Below are 16,606 nucleotides of genomic sequence, written 5' to 3'. Positions count from 1 at the left end.
TCAGCGAGCCGCCATGAAGTCGGCGAACCGGATCTCACCGAGGATTCCGTCGTCGCCCGTGACCAGGCTGTTGTCGTCGACCGCGGTGCCGAAGTACGTGGCCTGCGGGTCGACGATGACCGGCTTGTCGTCACCCTTGGCCGCCAGTACCGCACGCGCCATGTCGGCGAACGAGAGCTTCTCGGGCCCACCGATGTTGATGATGCCGTTGCGCGGAGCGGCCTGAGCGGCCTTGGCCACCTCGGCGGCGACGTCGTCGACTGCGATCAGCTGAATCCGTGCATCCGGGACGCGCACCTCGTCACCCACCACCAACGACGCGGTGATGGCCTCGGCGAACTGCTGGAACTGCGTGGCGCGCACGATCGTGTACGGCAGTCCGGATTCGGTGATGATCTTTTCCTGAGCCACCTTGGCCCGCATGTAGCCGCTGTCCGGCAAGCCGTCGGTTCCCACGATGGACAGCGCGACGTAATGGCCGACGCCGGTCTCCTTGGCGGCAGCCACCAAGTTGCTCGCCGATCTCGTGAAGAAGTCCATCACGGGGCCGTCCTCGAACGAGGGTGAATTGACGACGTCGACGAGGATCTCGGCACCGCTGAGTGCTTCGCCCAGGCCCTCACCGGTGAGGACGTCGGCACCCGTGGAAAGGGAGGCCGCCACCACGTCGTGCCCGGCCTCGGTGAGCAACCGCACCACCCGCGAACCGATCTGGCCGCTGGCACCGATGACTGTGATTTTCATTGTGCGAATACCTTTCTCAACGTGCTGACGGCATCAACACTGGCACCGCACGCCGAGAACCGAACCCTGGAAAGTCCGTAGTCTCCAACCCGGTATGCCGGGCACATGACAAAGGCACCCCCAAAACTCCCGTTTTGGGGGTGCCTTCGCGTGTGCTTGCGCGGGAACTTATCCCTTGCGGGCCTTGATGGCCTCGGTCAGCTGCGGCGTGACCTTGAACAGGTCGCCCACGATGCCGAGGTCGGCGATCTCGAAGATCGGCGCCTCTTCGTCCTTGTTCACCGCGACGATGGTCTTGGACGTCTGCATACCGGCCCGGTGCTGGATCGCCCCGGAGATGCCCAGCGCGATGTACAGCTGCGGCGACACGGTCTTGCCGGTCTGGCCCACCTGGAACTGACCCGGGTAGTAGCCCGAATCGACCGCGGCACGCGAGGCGCCGACGGCGCCACCGAGCGAGTCCGCCAGTTCCTCGACCACGGAGAAGTTCTCCGCGCTGCCGACGCCGCGGCCACCGGCGACCACGACCGTGGCCTCGGTGAGCTCCGGACGATCACCGGCCACCGCAGGCTCACGCTTGGTGATCTTGGTCGCGTTCTCGGCCTGGGCCGGAACCTCGACATTGACGACCTCGCCGGCACCGTCGGCCGGGCTGGCCTCGATCGAGCCGGGACGCACCGTGATGACCGGGGTGTCGCTCGTGACCTGGGCCTCGACGGTGAACGCGCCACCGAAGATGCTGTGGACACCCACCGCACCCTCCTTGACGTCCACGACGTCGACCAGCAGGCCCGACCCGATGCGCGCGGCCAGCCGGCCGGCGATCTCCTTGCCGTCGGCGCTCGCGGCGATCAAGACACCGGCGGGCGCCGCCGACTCGGCCAGCCCGGCCAGCACGTCGACGACCGGGGTGATGAGGTAGTTCTCGACGTCGTCGGACTCGGCGACGTAGATCTTGGCCGCACCGGCGGCCTTGAGTCCGTCGGTCAGCGCCGCGCCGGTGCCCGGCTTGCCCACCACGACGGCGGACGGCTCACCCAGCACGCGGGCCGCGGTGATCAGTTCGGCGCTGACCTTCTTCAATGCGCCATCTGCGTGCTCGACGAGCACAAGTACTTCAGCCATGAGTTCTCGCTATGTCCTTTGGGGAAGTAGGTGTCTAGATGAGTTTCTGGGCGACCAGGTATTCGGCGACCTTGGTACCGCCGTCACCCTCGTCGGTGACCTTCTCACCAGCGGTCTTCGGCGGCTTCGGGGTCGACGACAGCACCTTCGACCCGGCGTTGGCGACACCGACCTCGTCGGCCTCGACGCCGATCTCGGCGAGCGTGAGCACAGTGACTTCCTTCTTCTTGGCGGCCATGATGCCTTTGAAGGACGGGAAGCGGGGCTCGTTGATCTTCTCGTTGACGCTGACCACGGCCGGCAGCGGGGCCTCAAGGGTGAACACACCCTCGTCGGTCTCACGCTCGGCGGTGACCTTGCCGTCTTCGACGTTGAGCTTGCGGACATGGGTGAGCTGCGGCAGGCCCAGGTACTCGGCGATGACCGCAGGTACCGCGCCACCGACACCGTCGGTGGCCTCGTTGCCGGCGATGACCAGCTCGGTGCCCTCGATGGTGCCCAGCGCGCGGGCCAGCGCCCACGCGGTCTGGATGACGTCGGACCCGTGCAGGCCGTCGTCCTTGAGGTGCACGGCCTTGTCGGCCCCCATCGACAGCGCCTTGCGGATGGCCTCGGTCGCCCGCTCCGGGCCCGCGGTCAACACGGTCACCGTGCTGTCGCCACCCTCACGCTCCTTGATCAGCAGCGCTTCCTCGACGGCGCGCTCGTTGATCTCGTCGAGCACGGCATCGGCGGCTTCCCGGTCGAGGGTGAAATCGCCGTCGGTGAGCTTGCGCTCCGACCAAGTGTCTGGGACCTGTTTGATCAGGACCACGATGTTCGTCATGACTCTGGTTCGTCCTCCTCGATGAGGCCGACGGGCCGGCCTCTATCACGTTCTTGGTAACTAGCACCATGTTACTCGTCGGTAACTTACGGTGGTTCGCAGGATCACCATAGCTGGTCGGACTTTGTATTCCGGTCTCCCCTATCACACCGGGGCGGTGGGGGAAGTGTTGGTCGATCCGCCACCAACACCTTCACCCCGGGTAAGGCTGGGTTAGCCTGCCTTCCAATGAGCGCATTTGTGGACGACGCAGGCGGTGCCCGATCCCCCGCCCTACCCCTGACCGGCGAACGGACCATTCCCGGCTTGGCCGAGGAAAACTACTGGTTCCGTCGCCACGAGGTGGTCTACCGACGGCTCGCGGATCGCTGCGCCGGCCGCGACGTGCTGGAGGCCGGCTGCGGCGAGGGCTACGGCGCCGATCTCATCGCCGACGTGGCCAACCGCGTCATCGGCCTCGACTACGACGAGGCGACGGTCGCCCACGTGCGCGCCCGGTATCCGCGGGTCGACATCCGGCACGGCAACCTTGCCGAGCTGCCTCTCGAGGATGCGTCGGTGGACGTCGTGGTCAACTTCCAGGTGATCGAACACCTCTGGGACCAAGCACAATTCGTTGCCGAGTGCGCCCGGGTGCTGCGGCCCGGCGGGACATTCCTGGTGTCCACGCCCAACCGCATCACCTTCTCGCCCGGGCGCGACACACCGCTCAATCCGTTCCATACCCGCGAACTCAACGCCGCCGAGCTGACCGAGCTGCTGGAGGCCGCGGGCTTCACCGTCGAGTCGATGCTCGGTGTCTTCCACGGCGCCGGGCTCGCGGAGCTCGACGCGCGCCACGGCGGGTCGATCATCGATGCGCAGGTCGCCCGCGCGGTCGCCGAGGCGCCCTGGCCCGAGCAGTTGCTGGCCGACGTCGCCGCGGTGCGCACCGACGACTTCGACCTCACGCCGGCAAACTTCCGCAACATTGATGACAGCCTCGATCTGGTGGCGATCGCGGTGCGGCCGTGACTGGGCTGGACCCCGGGTCGCTAGGCTCCTGCCCGCCGAAACCCGACCCGGCGAGCCCCGATCCCGTACCGGGGCTGTTCACCCTCGTGCTGCACACGCACCTGCCGTGGCTGGCTCACCACGGCCGGTGGCCCGTGGGCGAGGAGTGGCTCTACCAGTCGTGGTCGGCGGCCTACCTGCCGCTGTTCCGGGTGCTGCGGACCCTGGCCGCAGAGAACCGCACGCACCTGATCACCCTGGGGATGACACCCGTCGTCACCGCACAGCTCGACGACCCGTACTGCCTCACCGGAATGCACCACTGGCTGGCCAACTGGCAGCTGCGGGCGTTGGAGGCGACGACGCTGCGCGAACCGGAAGGTCTGCGCGAGTTCGGGATTCGCGAACACGCCGAAGCCGGTGCGGCGATCGAGGATTTCACCGCCCGGTGGCGGCACGGTGCCAGCCCACTGCTGCGCGAGCTGATCGACGCCGAGACCATCGAACTGCTCGGCGGCCCACTGGCGCACCCGTTCCAGCCGTTGCTCAACCCACGCCTGCGCGAGTTCGCCCTCCGCGAGGGCTTGGCCGACGCCCGGCAGCGCTTCGCCCACACACCCGCCGGCATCTGGGCGCCCGAGTGCGCGTATGCACCCGGCATGGAGGCGGGTTACGCCGCAGCGGGCGTCGGGCACTTCATGGTCGACGGTCCCTCACTGCACGGCGACACCGCACTGGGCCGTCCGGTCGGCGACTCCGACGTCGTGGCGTTCGGGCGTGACCTGCAGGTCAGCTACCGGGTGTGGTCACCCAAGTCGGGTTACCCGGGCCATGCCGCCTATCGCGACTTCCACACCTACGACCACACCACCGGTCTCAAGCCCGCCCGGGTCACGGGCCGCAACGTGGCTTCCGAGGACAAAGCACCCTACGATCCCCAGCGCGCCGACAGGGCCATCGACGACCACGTCGCCGACTTCGTCGCCGTGGTGCGGCGCAGACTCACGAGCGAGACCGAACGCATCGGCAGACCCGCCCATGTGGTGGCCGCGTTCGACACCGAACTGTTCGGGCATTGGTGGTACGAGGGCCCGGTGTGGCTGGAGCGCGTGTTGCGGGCCCTGCCCGCGGCCGGAATCCGGGTCGGCACGCTGGCCGATGCCAAGGCCGCCGGATTCGTCGGCGACCCGGTCGAGTTGCCGCCCAGCTCATGGGGTTCCGGCAAGGACTGGCAGGTCTGGAACGGCGCACAGGTCGCCGACCTGGTGCAACTCAACGCCGAAGTCGTCGACACCGCGCTGAGCACCGTGGACAAGGCACTGACCCAGAACGCTTCGGTCGGCTCGCCGACACCGCGCGACCATGTCGCCGACCAGATCCTGCGCGAGACCCTGCTGACGGTGTCGAGCGACTGGCCGTTCATGGTCAGCAAGGATTCCGCTGCCGACTACGCGCGCTACCGCGCGCATCTGCACGCGCACGCCACCCGTGAGATCGCCGACGCGCTGGCGTCGGGACGCCGCGAGCAGGCCCAGCGCCTGGCCGACGGCTGGAACCGGGCCGACGGGCTGTTCGGTGGCCTCGACGCCAGGCGTCTGCCAAAATGACACATCACCCCGTCTCGACCGCGCTGCGCTGTGTGCGGGTCTGCCGGCCGACACACCGCACCTCCTCCGCAGTTTGCGCACACTCGCCGAAGGCCGAAGGTACACAGCCGTGAAAATTCTGATGGTGTCGTGGGAGTATCCGCCGGTTGTCGTCGGCGGACTGGGCAGACATGTGCATCACCTCGCCACCGCACTGGCGGCGGCCGGCCACGAGGTCGTGGTGCTCAGCCGCCGCCCGCCGACACCGACCCGAGCACGCATCCGTCGACCGACGAGATCAGTGAAGGGGTGCGGGTCGTCGCGGCGGCCCAGGATCCCCATGAGTTCGCGTTCGGCTCCGACATGATGGCCTGGATCCTGGCGATGGGGCACGCCATGATGCGGGCCGGACTCGCGGTGCGCGACGAACTCGGCGAGCGCTGGGTTCCCGACCTCGTACACGCCCACGACTGGCTGGTTGCCCACCCGGCGATCGCGTTGGCCGAATTCTTCGACGTACCACTGGTCTCCACGATCCACGCCACCGAGGCGGGCCGGCACTCGGGGTGGGTCTCCGGGCCGATCAGCCGGCAGGTGCACGCGATCGAGTCGTGGCTGGTGCATGAATCCGATTCGCTCATCACGTGTTCGGCGTCGATGAGCGACGAGATCACCGAGCTGTTCGGGCCCGCGCTGGCCGAGACCCACGTGATCCGCAACGGTATCGACGCCGCGCTGTGGCCGTTCGCCCCGCGGCAGCCGCGCCAAGGCCCGCCCCAACTGCTCTACGTCGGCCGGCTCGAGTATGAGAAGGGCATCCAGGAGGCCATCGCGGCGCTACCGCGGATCCGTCGCGCCCATCCCGGTACCACGCTCACCATCGCCGGAGACGGCACCCAGCAGGAGTGGCTCATCGAGCAGGCCCGAAAGCACAAGGTGCTCAAGGCAACCCGATTCGTCGGACGGCTCGGTCATGACGATCTGGTGCGGGCATTGCACACCGCGGACGCCGCGGTGTTGCCCAGCCACTACGAGCCGTTCGGCATCGTGGCGCTTGAGGCCGCGGCCACCGGAACCCCCCTCGTGACGTCGAACGTCGGCGGTCTCGGTGAAGCGGTGATCAATGGCCAGACCGGTATGTCGTTCGCCCCACGCGATGTGGCGGGACTGGCCGCGGCCGTGCGGGCCGTGCTCGACGATCCCGACGCCGCCGCACGCCGGGCCGTGGCCGCGCGCGAGCGGCTCACCTCCGACTTCGACTGGAACACCGTCGCCGCCGAGACCGCCCAGGTGTACCTGGCGGCCAAACGCGGTGAACGCGAACCGCACCGGCGCCGCCCCATCGTGGAGCACGCGCTGCCCGATCGCTGACGATTCGACGGGCATCGAATCGATTCGCACCTAGCGTGCGGATATGGCCCTCAATCGATCCTCGATCCTCACCCTGATCGCGGCCTACCTGGGACTGTTCGTGGGTCTCATCGACGCCAACGCGGTCAACCTGGCGTTGCCGGCGATCGGCGGCGACCTGGGCGGCGGCATTTCCGGTGCTCAGTGGACAGTCGACGCCTACAACGTCACCTTCGCAGCGTTCCTGCTCACCGCGGGTTCCCTCGGCGACCGGTTCGGCAGGCGCCGGATGCTGCGCATCGGGCTCGTCACGTTCGTCGTAGCATCCCTGGGCTGCGCCGCGGCGCCCACCCTGCCGCTGTTGCTGGCCGCGCGGGCGCTGCAGGGCGTCGGCGCGGCCACCATGCTGCCGCAGGGGCTCGCGATCACCGCGGCCGCGTTTCCGGACCCGGCCGACCGGGCCCGGTCGGCCGCCGCCTGGGCGATGGCGGCGGCGGGCAGCACCGCCATCGGCCCGCTGTTCGGCGGGGTGCTGGCCGACACCGCGGGCTGGCGGTGGATCTTCTGGCTCAACGCACCGGTCGGAGCGCTGGCGTTGGCGCTGACCTATCGGTACCTGCCCGAGTCACGCAATCCGGCGGCGGCCCGGCTCGACATCCGGGGGCAGGTGCTGGCCGTGGTGGGTCTCGCGGCGCTCACACTTGCACTCGTCGAAGGTCACGCGTGGCCGGCTGCACAGACCGCCGTGGTCACGGTCATTGCCCTGGCTACGATTACGGCGTTCCTGGGAACCCAACGCCGCGGCGCACACCCCATGTTGCCGCTCGATCTGTTCGGCAAGCGCCGTCTGGTCGCGGCCCTGGTCGCCACGTTCACGATGACGTTCGGCATCTACGGCCTGCTGTTGGTGAACAGCTTTGCGTTCCAACAAAACCGGGGGGTGAACGCGTTGGCCACCGCGGTGTGGTTCCTGCCGATGCCCGTGACGTACCTGCTGTTGATCCCGGCCGCCGCCAAGCTGGCCGGCCGGACCAGTCCGCGGACCGCCATGACGGCAGGCCTGGCGTTGATGGCCTCCGGGCTGCTCGTCTACTCCGCTGCGGGTGCCGGTGCGCCGCTGTGGCTCGTCGAGCTGTCGTTCGTGCTTGCGGGTGCCGGCCTGGCCCTCAACACCGGCCCGGCCGTCGCGCTGGCGATGTCGGCCATACCCGTACAGCGCACCGGCATGGCCGCGGGCGTGGTGAATCTGGCCCGGCTGCTGGGTATCACTGTCGGGGTCGCGGTGTTGGGTAGTGCCATGGCATCGGTGCCAGGCGACGGCGGCGTCCGCGTGGCGCTGCTGGTCGGTGGGCTGTGCCAACTCGCGGGTGCGGCGGCGGCACTGCGGCTGGCCAGGCCGGAACCCGCCGCCGTCGAACAGGAGGTGTGCCGTGCGTGACGCACAGGAAATCCCGTCGGTGGGCGACGCCGACATCGCCGCACTGGCCGCCCTGCTGGCCGACCCGGCCCGGTGCAAGGTGCTGCTGGCTCTCGACGACGGCCGCGCCCTACCGGCCAGCGTGCTCGCCGACGAGGCCGGCATCAGCCGCGCCACGGCCAGCAGCCACCTGCGCAAGCTCACCGAGGCCGGGCTGCTGTCCGTTCAGGCCCACGGCCGGCATCGCTACTACCAGCTGGCCGGTCCGGAGGTCGGGGCGTTGCTCGAGCAGCTGGGCCGGTTGGCACCGGCCCGTCCGGTCACATCGCTGCGGGAAGGCACCAGGGCGGCGCGGCTGCGCAGCGCACGGACCTGCTACGACCACATCGCCGGCCGGCTGGGCGTGCAGATCATGAGCAGCCTGCTCGAGCAGGATGTGCTCACGGGAGGCGACGGCCGATACCACGCGGATGGCTCCGACAAGCTGAGCAGTCCCGGCCGCGAGGTGCATTACGAACTCACCGAGCGCGGGCGAGATCGTTTCGCCGAGCTCGGCATCGAATTACCAACGGGCCGAAGGCCTCTGGTGCGCTACTGCGTCGACTGGACCGAACAGCGCCACCATCTCGCCGGCGCGTTGGGACGGGCCGTGCTAGACCATTTCCTGGCCGCGGGCTGGGTCTCCCGCACACCGCGCAATCGCACGCTCTCGGTGACCGATGCCGGCCAGATCGTGCTGCACCAGCGGTTCGGCATCGACTGGCACAACTAGCCGTCCGCCAACGGCGACACCGACCAGTTGGACAGTTCGGAGGGCCCGAGAATGCGGTGCCGGGTCTGGCCCGCAGTGTAGAAGGTGAATTTGGTTGCGCGGTAGCACTGTTCGAAACAGTCGAAGGCCTTGCCGCCGGAGTCGAAACTGACTCCGCGGATACGCACGACAAGCTCGCCGTCCTCCAGCTCAAGCTGTTCGGATTCCCAACTGTTCGGCGAGTCGACCTCGAACGCCTGCTCGGTGTAATCGTCGGTGAACCCGTAGCGCTCCTGCAGGAATCGGTACAGCGATTCACCACCCGCCAGGCGCTCGCGGTCGATCGACGGCACCCGGCTCAGCGGCAGCACCGCCCGTTCCAGGATCCGATCCGCCGTTGCCCCCACGCCGATGGTCCTGCGACGCCAAATCTCCCACACGGGCTCGCCCGCGTCGACTCCGAGTGCGGCCGCGATCGTGTGGCTCGGCAGGCCCACCGACATGGTGATCAGCGATGTGGTCACCGATGGCGAACGCCCTTGGTTGTCGGTCAATGTCTGCAGCAGCTCGCCGGGCCGGGTCGGGTCTGCGCCGATGCGCGGTTCGGCGACAAAGGTTCCCAGCCCCTGATGCCGGTGTATCCTGCCCGCGCGTTCCAGTTCGTCGAGCGCACGACGCACGGAAATAGTGCTGACGTCGGCGATCTCGGCCAGTTCGTTGGTCGACGGCAGCCGGTCGCCGGGGCGCAGGTCACGCTCCGCCATGATGCTCAGCACCAACTCCTGCACCTGTTGATAGCGCAGTTTCCGGTCGCCCGCCACCGGGCTGTCCCCCTTCTGTGTAGGCATCCGCCCTCCCCATCCGGTCCCACCCCGACCTGTCGTCGTACACAGCATACTAACTATGCATCCGACTGAGCACACCGAGAATCGGCATCAACCTGGTAGTTATCGCCAGAGTATGAGAAATATTCGCGAAACCAGCACGACATCGGCCGAACATATCCATACTCACAATACTGTGTATGCACAGTGATCAGCACTGGCTCCGCACCCGAAGGAGAACCCCGGCGATGCACATGATGGACCGACGCAGTTTCCTGCGTAACTCAGCGGTGGTTGCCGCAGCGCTCGGTGGCGCCGCAGCCTTGGCAGGCTGCGCCCCGGAGACCGCGACCCACACGGTCCTGCGCGTCGGTTCGACCACCGACATCGACTCGCTCAATCCGTTCACGGCGTTCTCGACCCAGTCCTATGACGTGTTCCAGTTGCTCTACGACAAGTTGATGGAGTACGACGCCGACCTGAACATCAAGCCGTCACTGGCCACCGAGGTCAGGGTCGACGACGGCGGCAAGACCTATACCTACACCTTGCGTGACGACGTCAAATGGCAGGACGGCAGCCCCTTCAGCGCCGATGATGTGGTGTTCACCCTGCTCATGGTGCGCGACAACGACTATGGCACCTATGGGGCGTACTTCACGGATCTCGTCGACGCGACGGCGACCGGAAACCAAGTGCGCCTGACCTATTCGCAACCCCAGACCCTGGACCCCGGGGTCATCACCCCGATCGTGCCCAAGCACGTCTGGGCCGGCGTCGCCAAAGACGACCTGCCCCGGTTCGCCAACGACAAACCCGTCGGCACCGGACCGTTCATCTTCGACTCGTGGCAGAAGGGCAGCGTCGTCACCGTCACCCGCAACGACAGCTGGTGGGGCCCCAAACCCGCGGCCGAGAAGGTGACGTGGACCAAGTTCGGCAGCGACGACATTGTCACACAGGCACTCCGCACCGGGGACATCGACATCGTCGCCGAGATCCCGCCCACGATATTCGCCGGGCTGAAGGATGCCGCCAACGTCAAAACCGATGATCTTGAGTCGTTTTCGTTCCACATGATCGGCTTCAACTGCTCGACCGACCCGAAATCGAAGGGCAACCGGATCCTGCTCGACCAAGCCGTACGCCAGGCGCTGAGCTGCGCGGTCGACCGCGGTCAATTCGTCGAGCTCGCCCTGTCCGGCTACGGAGAACCTGGAACCGGCCTCCTGCCGGTGGCGTTCGGCGACTTCCACTACACCCCCGCACTCGGCGACGTCCTCGACAACGACCAGGAAAAGGCGCGCAGGCTGCTCGAGGCGGCGGGCTACACCGACCGCAACGGGGACGGCATCCGGGAAACGAAAGACGGTGTGCCGCTGAACTTCCGCATCCTCGCGATCGCCGACACCGCGGTCGATGTCAAGGCCGCCGAGCTCTTCGTCACCGCGGCCAAGGCGATCGGGATAGGCCTCAAGCTGTCCACGACCGATGCCGACGCCATGGGCAGCACGGTGTTCAACACCGAAGGGCCCGACTGGGACATCATGGTGTGGGGCTGGGACTCTGAGATGTACGACCCCTCGTATCTGCTCGGCATCGCCACCACCGACCAGATCGGCGGCAACAACGACACGTACTGGAGCAACCCCCGCTACGACGAGCTCTACACGCAGCAGCGCACCACCGTCGACCGCGGTGAGCGGGTCAAGTTGGTCCAGGAAATGCAGGCCATCCACTACGCGAGCTGCCCGTACATCGTGATGTGGTACCAGAAGAAGCTCACGGGCACCCGCACCGACACCTGGACCAGTTGGCAGCCCATCAAAGGCGGCATGGTGCTGAACTTCCCCCGCGTCAACTATCTCGACGTGAAACCGGCCTGAGGCGGCGCCGAGGAGATGCTGCGTTATCTCTCGACGAAGTTGGCCTACCTCGCGCTCACCCTCCTCGCGGTTCTCGCGACCAACTTCTTGATCTTTCATCTCATGCCCGGTGACCCCGTCACCCACATCGCCCGCGGACAGCACCTCGACGCGGCGGCGATCACGCGGCTGCGCGCCTACTACGGACTCGACCGGCCACTCGGTTCGCAGTTCGTCACGTACGTGACGCACCTGCTACGCGGCGACTTCGGGTACTCGTACTCCTACTCGGCCCCGGTCGGCCCCATCGTCGGCGAAGCCCTGGTGAACACCGTGATCCTGGTTACGGTTTCGACAGTGCTCGTGGTGGGACTCGGCGTGGTCATCGGCGTGTTCGCGGCAGCCCGCAGGGGCACCCGGTCCGACCGCGGCCTGGTGGTCGGGTCGCTGGTGTTCTGGAGCCTGCCCACGTTCTGGGTAGGCATGTTGCTCATCTTCGCCTTCGCGGTCGCACTCGACTGGCTGCCGATCGCAGGGATGTACACGGCAGACGCCATCTACCCGACGGTATTCACCCGGATCGCCGACCTGGCACGGCATCTCGTGCTGCCCACTGCTGCGATGGTCATGGTCGACATCGCCCAGTTCGTCCTCATCACCCGCAGCTCATTGCTGAACACCTTGTCGGAGGACTTCATGACGACCGCGCGAGCCAAGGGTCTACACCCGCGCCGGGTGCTGTGGCAGCACGGAGTGCGCAACGCCCTGCTGCCCGTCGCCACCGCGACCACGCTGTACGCGAGCGCCACGGTCGGCGGCACGATTCAAGTCGAAACGGTGTTCTCCTGGCCCGGCATGGGCCAGCTGATCTACCTGTCCGTGGTGCGGCGCGACTACCCCGTGATGGAGGCCTGCTTCCTGTTGTTCGCCGTGGTTGTGGTGCTTGCCAATTTCGCCAGCGACGTCATCTACCGCGCACTCGACCCGAGAGTGAGACTGACATGACCGAGGTGAACATCCCCGCCGGTACGACGGGCACCGGCTGGCGCGACGTGACGACCAAGCTGTGGCACGACGGCATGGGACGGACCGGGGTGCTGATGGCCGTGGGCGTCGTGGCGCTGGCCGTCGTGGGGCCGCTGGTGGCTCCGTACGATCGCGCTGCGGTCGCCGCGTCTCGCGCCGGTATCCTGCAGCCCCCCAGCGCCACTCACCTGTTGGGCACCGACGAGCTGGGCCGTGACGTGCTACGCCAGGTGCTTGCGGGCACCCCGGTCTCCTTGGAGATCGGTATGATCGCCACTGCGGTCACCGTTCTCATCGGCACCGTGGTCGGCCTCCTCGCGGGCTGGTTCACCGGATTTGTCGACGCCGTGCTGATGCGCGTCACCGACTTCTTCCTGGTGCTGCCGAACCTGCCGCTCATGATCGCGCTCGGCGCCATTGTGGGACAAAGCCTTCCGATGATCGTCCTGGTGATCGCGGTGACAAGTTGGCCGCCGACAGCCCGCATCGTCCGCTCGCAGACGCTGGCCCTGCGGGAACGCGAGGTGGTCGCCCGGGCGCGCACCGTTGGGCTTTCCGCTCCGTCAGTGCTGTGGAAGCTGATCCTGCCGGGAGTCGCGGCCCTCGTGATCGCCAACGCGGTCCTGGTGATCGCCGGATCCATCTTGGCCGAGGCCACCCTTTCGTTCCTCGGGCTCGGCGACCCGGCGCGCACCTCGTGGGGCCAGATCCTGCACAACGCGTTCGTGTCGGGGGCGGTGGGCAGCGGCTACTGGTGGTACTTCCTACCGCCCGGCGTTGGCATCGTCGTCGTGGTGCTGGCCTTCTCGCTGATCGGCCAGGCCCTTGAGCACATCCTCAACCCAAAGCTGGCGGCAACGACATGAACCTGCTTCAGATTCGCAATCTCTCGGTCACCTACCGCTGCGGACCCGACGAGGTACGTGCCGTCGACGGCGTCGACCTGGACGTCGGCACCGGTGAGGTCGTCGGGCTGGCCGGCGAATCCGGCTGCGGCAAGACCACATTGGCCCTCGCGATAGCGCAGCTGTTGCCCCGCGGCACCGAGGTGCGCGCGGATCGCATCCGGCTGGGTGAAACCGACCTGCTCACGGTGGACGCAGAGAGCCTGCGCCGGCTGCGCTGGAGCCGGTTGTCGATGGTGTTCCAGGGCGCCATGAACGGCTTCAACCCCGTGATGCCGATCGGCACACAGATCGCCGAAGCGATCCGTACCCATCGCCCGCGCACCGGCAAACGCGAAATCCGGGCACGCGTCGCCGAACTGCTCGGCGAGGTGGGCATCGCAGGAGGACGGGCCGCCGACTATCCGCACCAGTTCTCCGGTGGGATGAAGCAGCGGGCCATGATCGCCATGGCGCTCGCGTGCGATCCCGACCTGGTGATCGCAGACGAGCCGACCACCGCGCTCGACGTCATGACGCAGGCGCAGATCCTGGAGCTCATCCGGCGCCTGGCCGACGAACTGGACCTGGCGATGCTGGTGATCTCACACGACCTGATGGTGCTCGGTGAGCTCTGCGACCGGGCCGCGGTGATGTATGCCGGCCGAATCGTCGAGCACGGGCAGGCCGACGACGTGTTCAGCCAAGCGGCAGGCGCCGGGCCGGCCCACCCCTACACCCGCCAGCTGTTGGCATGCTTTCCACAGCCGGGCGCGGGTGCCGACTCCATCAGCGGAATCCCGGGCAGCCCACCTGACCTCGCGCATCCGCCTGCCGGTTGCAGGTTCTGTGACCGCTGCGAGGTCGCGTTGCCCGTGTGCACGACCACCGCTCCTGAGCTGCGCTCGGTCCGTGCCGGCACCGCTCACATCGCGGCATGTCACCGCGTGTCCGCGGAACACGCCGCCCCGTTGGAGACAGCCCGATGACCGACGCAGGCGTTGGGCGCGCCGTCGCCGAGGTCACCGACCTGCACGTCCACTTCCCGATCCGCCACGGCAGGCACAGGCTTGTCGCGCGCGCTGTCGACGGCGTCGATCTCACCCTCCATGAGCGCGAAATCGTGGCACTGGTAGGCGAATCCGGATGCGGCAAGACCACGATCGCGCGCACCATCATGCGCCTGCACGAGCCGACCTCCGGCACGATCTCGATCGGCGCAGTGGACATCACCCACCTCGGCGGCCGGAAGCTGCGGGCGATGCGCCGCGACTTCCAGATGATCTTCCAGGATCCCTTCGAGAGCCTGCCCGCCAACTCGACCGCCTTCGAGGTGGTGGCCGAGGGCCTGTCGATCCATCGTCGCGACCTCGACACGGCACACCGCAGGCAGGCCACGCTGGGTGCGCTCACGGCGTGCGGGCTACCCGAGACCGTCGCGGGCAGGCGCATGTTCGAACTGTCCGGTGGCCAGCGTCAACGCGTGGCCATCGCCGCGGCGGTGGCCGTCGAACCCCGGCTTCTCGTGGCCGACGAGCCGGTGTCCATGCTGGATGTGTCGCTCCGCGCGGGCATTTTGCGCGTCTTGCTCGACCTGCGGGAACGCCTCGGCATCGCAACCCTTTTCATCACGCATGACCTCGCGCTGGCCGGCGTGTTCGCCGACCGGGTCGCCGTGCTGTACCTGGGGCGCATCGTCGAACAGGGCGTGGGCACAGAAGTGATCGCCAACCCCGCCCACCCCTATACGAGGGCACTGGTCGACGTGATGCCCAAACCTGGGGGCCGGCGTAGCGCCCGCGCCCTGCTGGCCGGTGAGCCACCGAACCCGACCACAGTGGCGGCCGGATGCCGGTTCGTCGCGCGCTGCCCGCTGTTCAAAGAGCTCGGCGAGCCCGAGCGCTGCACCACCGAATCACCGGCACTGCGCTCGATCAGCGCCGAACACGCTGTGGCGTGTCACTTCTCGGACACCACAGCCCTGTCAACCGCTAAGGAGAACATCGCATGACTGTCAGCCGCGAAGAGGCCATCCAGCTACTCGACAGCCTGGTCCGCATCGATTCGGTCACCCCGTGGCTCATCCCGGGTGGCGCAGGCGAGGGCGAGGTTGCGCGGTTCATGCAGCATTGGCTGACCGAGGCGGGCCTCGACGTCACACTCGAGGACGTCGAGCCGGGCCGCCCCAATGTGCTGGCGTGGCTGCGCGGGAGCGCCCCCGGACCCACGATCTGCCTGACTGCCCACAGTGACACCGTGGGGTACGCGGCCTGGCCCGACCGCGCGTTGCGCCCCGTGGTCGACGGTGACCGCATGACGGGCGTCGGAGTTGCCGACGACAAGGGCGGTTGCGCGGCCGCGATGCTGGCCGCTGCCGATCTGGTGCGATCCGGAACACCGCTGGCCGGCAACGTGCTGGTGGCGCTCGTGATCGACGAGGAAGGCATCAGCATCGGCACCGAGCATCTCGTCGCCAACCACGCCGACGAGATCGACCTGGCGATCGAGCTGGAACCCGAAGGCTCCCACCTGATCTTCGGCGAGCACCAGGGTTTCGGCTGGATCGACATCGTGGTGTTCGGCGAACCGGCCCACGGTTCGGCACCCGACAAGGGCGTCGACGCGATCGTGCACATGGCCGAGGTCATCACACGACTGCACCGGCTCGACGAGACGCGCTGGAAGCTCAATCCTGACCCGCGCAACGGCCGAACCGTGTTTCACACCGGCACCATAAGCGGCGGTACCGACTACGCCACATACCCGGCTGAGGTGGTACTCGGCATCGAGATCGGCACGCAACCCGGTGAGACGCTGGCCGACCGGGTCGCCGAGATCGAGGCCATCTTCGAAGAGGTCAAGGCCGTCGAGCCGCGGTTCCGCGGCGAGGTTCGGGTCCGGTTGGACCGCGATCCGTTCACCGGTGCCGGCAACGAGACCCTGCTGACCGCGCTGGCCGACGCCACCGAAGCCGTCAACGGCACGAGAGCACAAATCACGGGCCTCAACGCCTGGACTGACGCGGCGCTTCTGCAGAGCGCGGGAATCCCGACCGTGCTCTTCGGCCCTGAAGGGGGCAACTACCACGCCGCCGATGAATGGGTGTCGATCCCCGACGTCGTGGCGACAGCAGAAATCCTGCGGCGCACCGTCGTGACCCTGCTCCGGACGCCGGTCCCGGCCACGTCACAGCCCTGACCATCATCAACCGACAA

16 protein-coding genes are annotated in these 16,606 nt (G+C 67.6%); 12 read left to right on the top strand and 4 right to left on the bottom strand.

Features of this window, described 5'->3' with window-relative positions; genetic code table 11:
- From G6N67_RS26220 to G6N67_RS26210, 3 genes are all read right to left on the bottom strand, one after another.
- On the bottom strand, window positions 1-744 hold the full coding sequence (locus tag G6N67_RS26220; RefSeq protein ID WP_036436435.1) for an SDR family oxidoreductase: 744 nt from the start codon (window positions 742-744) through the stop codon (window positions 1-3).
- A gap of 168 nt (window positions 745-912) precedes the next feature.
- Complete coding sequence (locus tag G6N67_RS26215; RefSeq protein WP_036436433.1) at window positions 913-1,869, bottom strand: electron transfer flavoprotein subunit alpha/FixB family protein; 957 nt, start codon at window positions 1,867-1,869, stop codon at window positions 913-915.
- A 34-nt stretch (window positions 1,870-1,903) separates the two neighbouring features.
- A complete protein-coding gene (locus tag G6N67_RS26210; protein ID WP_036436431.1) occupies window positions 1,904-2,695 on the bottom strand; it encodes an electron transfer flavoprotein subunit beta/FixA family protein in 792 nt (263 codons plus the stop codon).
- A gap of 228 nt (window positions 2,696-2,923) precedes the next feature.
- On the opposite strand from G6N67_RS26210, the gene G6N67_RS26205 reads away from it, so the two are divergent.
- From G6N67_RS26205 to G6N67_RS26185, 6 genes are all read left to right on the top strand, one after another.
- Window positions 2,924-3,709 carry a class I SAM-dependent methyltransferase gene (locus G6N67_RS26205; RefSeq protein WP_036436429.1) on the top strand — a complete coding sequence of 262 codons (786 nt, stop codon included), beginning with the start codon at window positions 2,924-2,926 and terminating at the stop codon, window positions 3,707-3,709.
- 5 nt (window positions 3,710-3,714) lie between these two features.
- Window positions 3,715-5,295 (top strand): 1,4-alpha-glucan branching protein domain-containing protein, encoded by a 1,581-nt coding sequence (locus G6N67_RS26200; protein ID WP_051579094.1) that lies wholly within the window; start codon window positions 3,715-3,717, stop codon window positions 5,293-5,295.
- 121 nt (window positions 5,296-5,416) lie between these two features.
- Window positions 5,417-5,641 carry a glycogen/starch synthase gene (locus tag G6N67_RS39725; protein WP_407663377.1) on the top strand — a complete coding sequence of 75 codons (225 nt, stop codon included), beginning with the start codon at window positions 5,417-5,419 and terminating at the stop codon, window positions 5,639-5,641.
- Window positions 5,584-6,645 (top strand): glycosyltransferase family 4 protein, encoded by a 1,062-nt coding sequence (locus tag G6N67_RS26195; RefSeq protein ID WP_407663293.1) that lies wholly within the window; start codon window positions 5,584-5,586, stop codon window positions 6,643-6,645. The genes G6N67_RS39725 and G6N67_RS26195 overlap by 58 nt, the downstream gene beginning before the upstream one ends.
- 43 nt (window positions 6,646-6,688) lie before the next feature.
- On the top strand, window positions 6,689-8,062 hold the full coding sequence (locus tag G6N67_RS26190; RefSeq protein ID WP_036436425.1) for an MFS transporter: 1,374 nt from the start codon (window positions 6,689-6,691) through the stop codon (window positions 8,060-8,062).
- A complete protein-coding gene (locus G6N67_RS26185) occupies window positions 8,055-8,813 on the top strand; it encodes an ArsR/SmtB family transcription factor (RefSeq protein ID WP_036436423.1) in 759 nt (252 codons plus the stop codon). The genes G6N67_RS26190 and G6N67_RS26185 overlap by 8 nt, the downstream gene beginning before the upstream one ends.
- On the opposite strand, the gene G6N67_RS26180 is transcribed toward G6N67_RS26185, so the two are convergent.
- Window positions 8,810-9,640 carry a GntR family transcriptional regulator gene (locus tag G6N67_RS26180; protein ID WP_073906826.1) on the bottom strand — a complete coding sequence of 277 codons (831 nt, stop codon included), beginning with the start codon at window positions 9,638-9,640 and terminating at the stop codon, window positions 8,810-8,812. The two genes, G6N67_RS26185 and G6N67_RS26180, sit on opposite strands and share 4 nt — an antisense overlap.
- Before the next feature lie 176 nt (window positions 9,641-9,816).
- Here G6N67_RS26180 and G6N67_RS26175 point away from each other — a divergent pair, with 176 nt between their 5' ends.
- From G6N67_RS26175 to G6N67_RS26150, 6 genes are read left to right on the top strand one after another with little or no spacing between them, the layout of a single operon-like run.
- On the top strand, window positions 9,817-11,502 hold the full coding sequence (locus tag G6N67_RS26175) for an ABC transporter substrate-binding protein (RefSeq protein ID WP_081812674.1): 1,686 nt from the start codon (window positions 9,817-9,819) through the stop codon (window positions 11,500-11,502).
- Window positions 11,503-11,517: 15 nt separating this feature from the next.
- Window positions 11,518-12,486: an ABC transporter permease gene (locus G6N67_RS26170; protein ID WP_036436418.1), complete on the top strand. Its 969-nt coding sequence runs from the start codon at window positions 11,518-11,520 to the stop codon at window positions 12,484-12,486.
- Window positions 12,483-13,373, top strand: coding sequence for an ABC transporter permease (locus tag G6N67_RS26165; protein WP_081812673.1), 891 nt, complete (start codon window positions 12,483-12,485; stop codon window positions 13,371-13,373). The genes G6N67_RS26170 and G6N67_RS26165 overlap by 4 nt, the downstream gene beginning before the upstream one ends.
- On the top strand, window positions 13,370-14,380 hold the full coding sequence (locus G6N67_RS26160) for an ABC transporter ATP-binding protein (RefSeq protein ID WP_036436416.1): 1,011 nt from the start codon (window positions 13,370-13,372) through the stop codon (window positions 14,378-14,380). Before G6N67_RS26165 ends, G6N67_RS26160 begins: the two co-directional genes overlap by 4 nt.
- Window positions 14,377-15,402 (top strand): oligopeptide/dipeptide ABC transporter ATP-binding protein, encoded by a 1,026-nt coding sequence (locus G6N67_RS26155; RefSeq protein ID WP_051578965.1) that lies wholly within the window; start codon window positions 14,377-14,379, stop codon window positions 15,400-15,402. The genes G6N67_RS26160 and G6N67_RS26155 overlap by 4 nt, the downstream gene beginning before the upstream one ends.
- Window positions 15,399-16,589: a M20 family metallopeptidase gene (locus tag G6N67_RS26150; protein WP_051578964.1), complete on the top strand. Its 1,191-nt coding sequence runs from the start codon at window positions 15,399-15,401 to the stop codon at window positions 16,587-16,589. Before G6N67_RS26155 ends, G6N67_RS26150 begins: the two co-directional genes overlap by 4 nt.
- Window positions 16,590-16,606: the final 17 nt, after the last annotated feature.

Origin of the sequence: Mycolicibacterium mageritense (assembly GCF_010727475.1) — a bacterium.
GTDB classification, from domain to species: Bacteria; Actinomycetota; Actinomycetes; order Mycobacteriales; family Mycobacteriaceae; genus Mycobacterium; species Mycobacterium mageritense.
The sequence above is the reverse complement of the archived record's forward strand: the minus strand, read 5'-3'. Positions and strand labels throughout refer to the sequence as shown.

What these genes read in the sequence shown, in the direction of transcription:
- G6N67_RS26220 (WP_036436435.1), bottom strand. Translation starts at nt 744, where the DNA reads ATGAAAATCACAGTCATCGGTGCCAGCGGCCAGATCGGTTCGCGGGTG.
- G6N67_RS26215 (WP_036436433.1), bottom strand. Translation starts at nt 1,869, where the DNA reads ATGGCTGAAGTACTTGTGCTCGTCGAGCACGCAGATGGCGCATTGAAG.
- G6N67_RS26210 (WP_036436431.1), bottom strand. Translation starts at nt 2,695, where the DNA reads ATGACGAACATCGTGGTCCTGATCAAACAGGTCCCAGACACTTGGTCG.
- G6N67_RS26205 (WP_036436429.1), top strand. Translation starts at nt 2,924, where the DNA reads ATGAGCGCATTTGTGGACGACGCAGGCGGTGCCCGATCCCCCGCCCTA.
- G6N67_RS39725 (WP_407663377.1), top strand. Translation starts at nt 5,417, where the DNA reads ATGGTGTCGTGGGAGTATCCGCCGGTTGTCGTCGGCGGACTGGGCAGA.
- G6N67_RS26190 (WP_036436425.1), top strand. Translation starts at nt 6,689, where the DNA reads ATGGCCCTCAATCGATCCTCGATCCTCACCCTGATCGCGGCCTACCTG.
- G6N67_RS26180 (WP_073906826.1), bottom strand. Translation starts at nt 9,640, where the DNA reads ATGCCTACACAGAAGGGGGACAGCCCGGTGGCGGGCGACCGGAAACTG.
- G6N67_RS26175 (WP_081812674.1), top strand. Translation starts at nt 9,817, where the DNA reads ATGCACAGTGATCAGCACTGGCTCCGCACCCGAAGGAGAACCCCGGCG.
- G6N67_RS26170 (WP_036436418.1), top strand. Translation starts at nt 11,518, where the DNA reads ATGCTGCGTTATCTCTCGACGAAGTTGGCCTACCTCGCGCTCACCCTC.
- G6N67_RS26165 (WP_081812673.1), top strand. Translation starts at nt 12,483, where the DNA reads ATGACCGAGGTGAACATCCCCGCCGGTACGACGGGCACCGGCTGGCGC.
- G6N67_RS26160 (WP_036436416.1), top strand. Translation starts at nt 13,370, where the DNA reads ATGAACCTGCTTCAGATTCGCAATCTCTCGGTCACCTACCGCTGCGGA.
- G6N67_RS26155 (WP_051578965.1), top strand. Translation starts at nt 14,377, where the DNA reads ATGACCGACGCAGGCGTTGGGCGCGCCGTCGCCGAGGTCACCGACCTG.
- G6N67_RS26150 (WP_051578964.1), top strand. Translation starts at nt 15,399, where the DNA reads ATGACTGTCAGCCGCGAAGAGGCCATCCAGCTACTCGACAGCCTGGTC.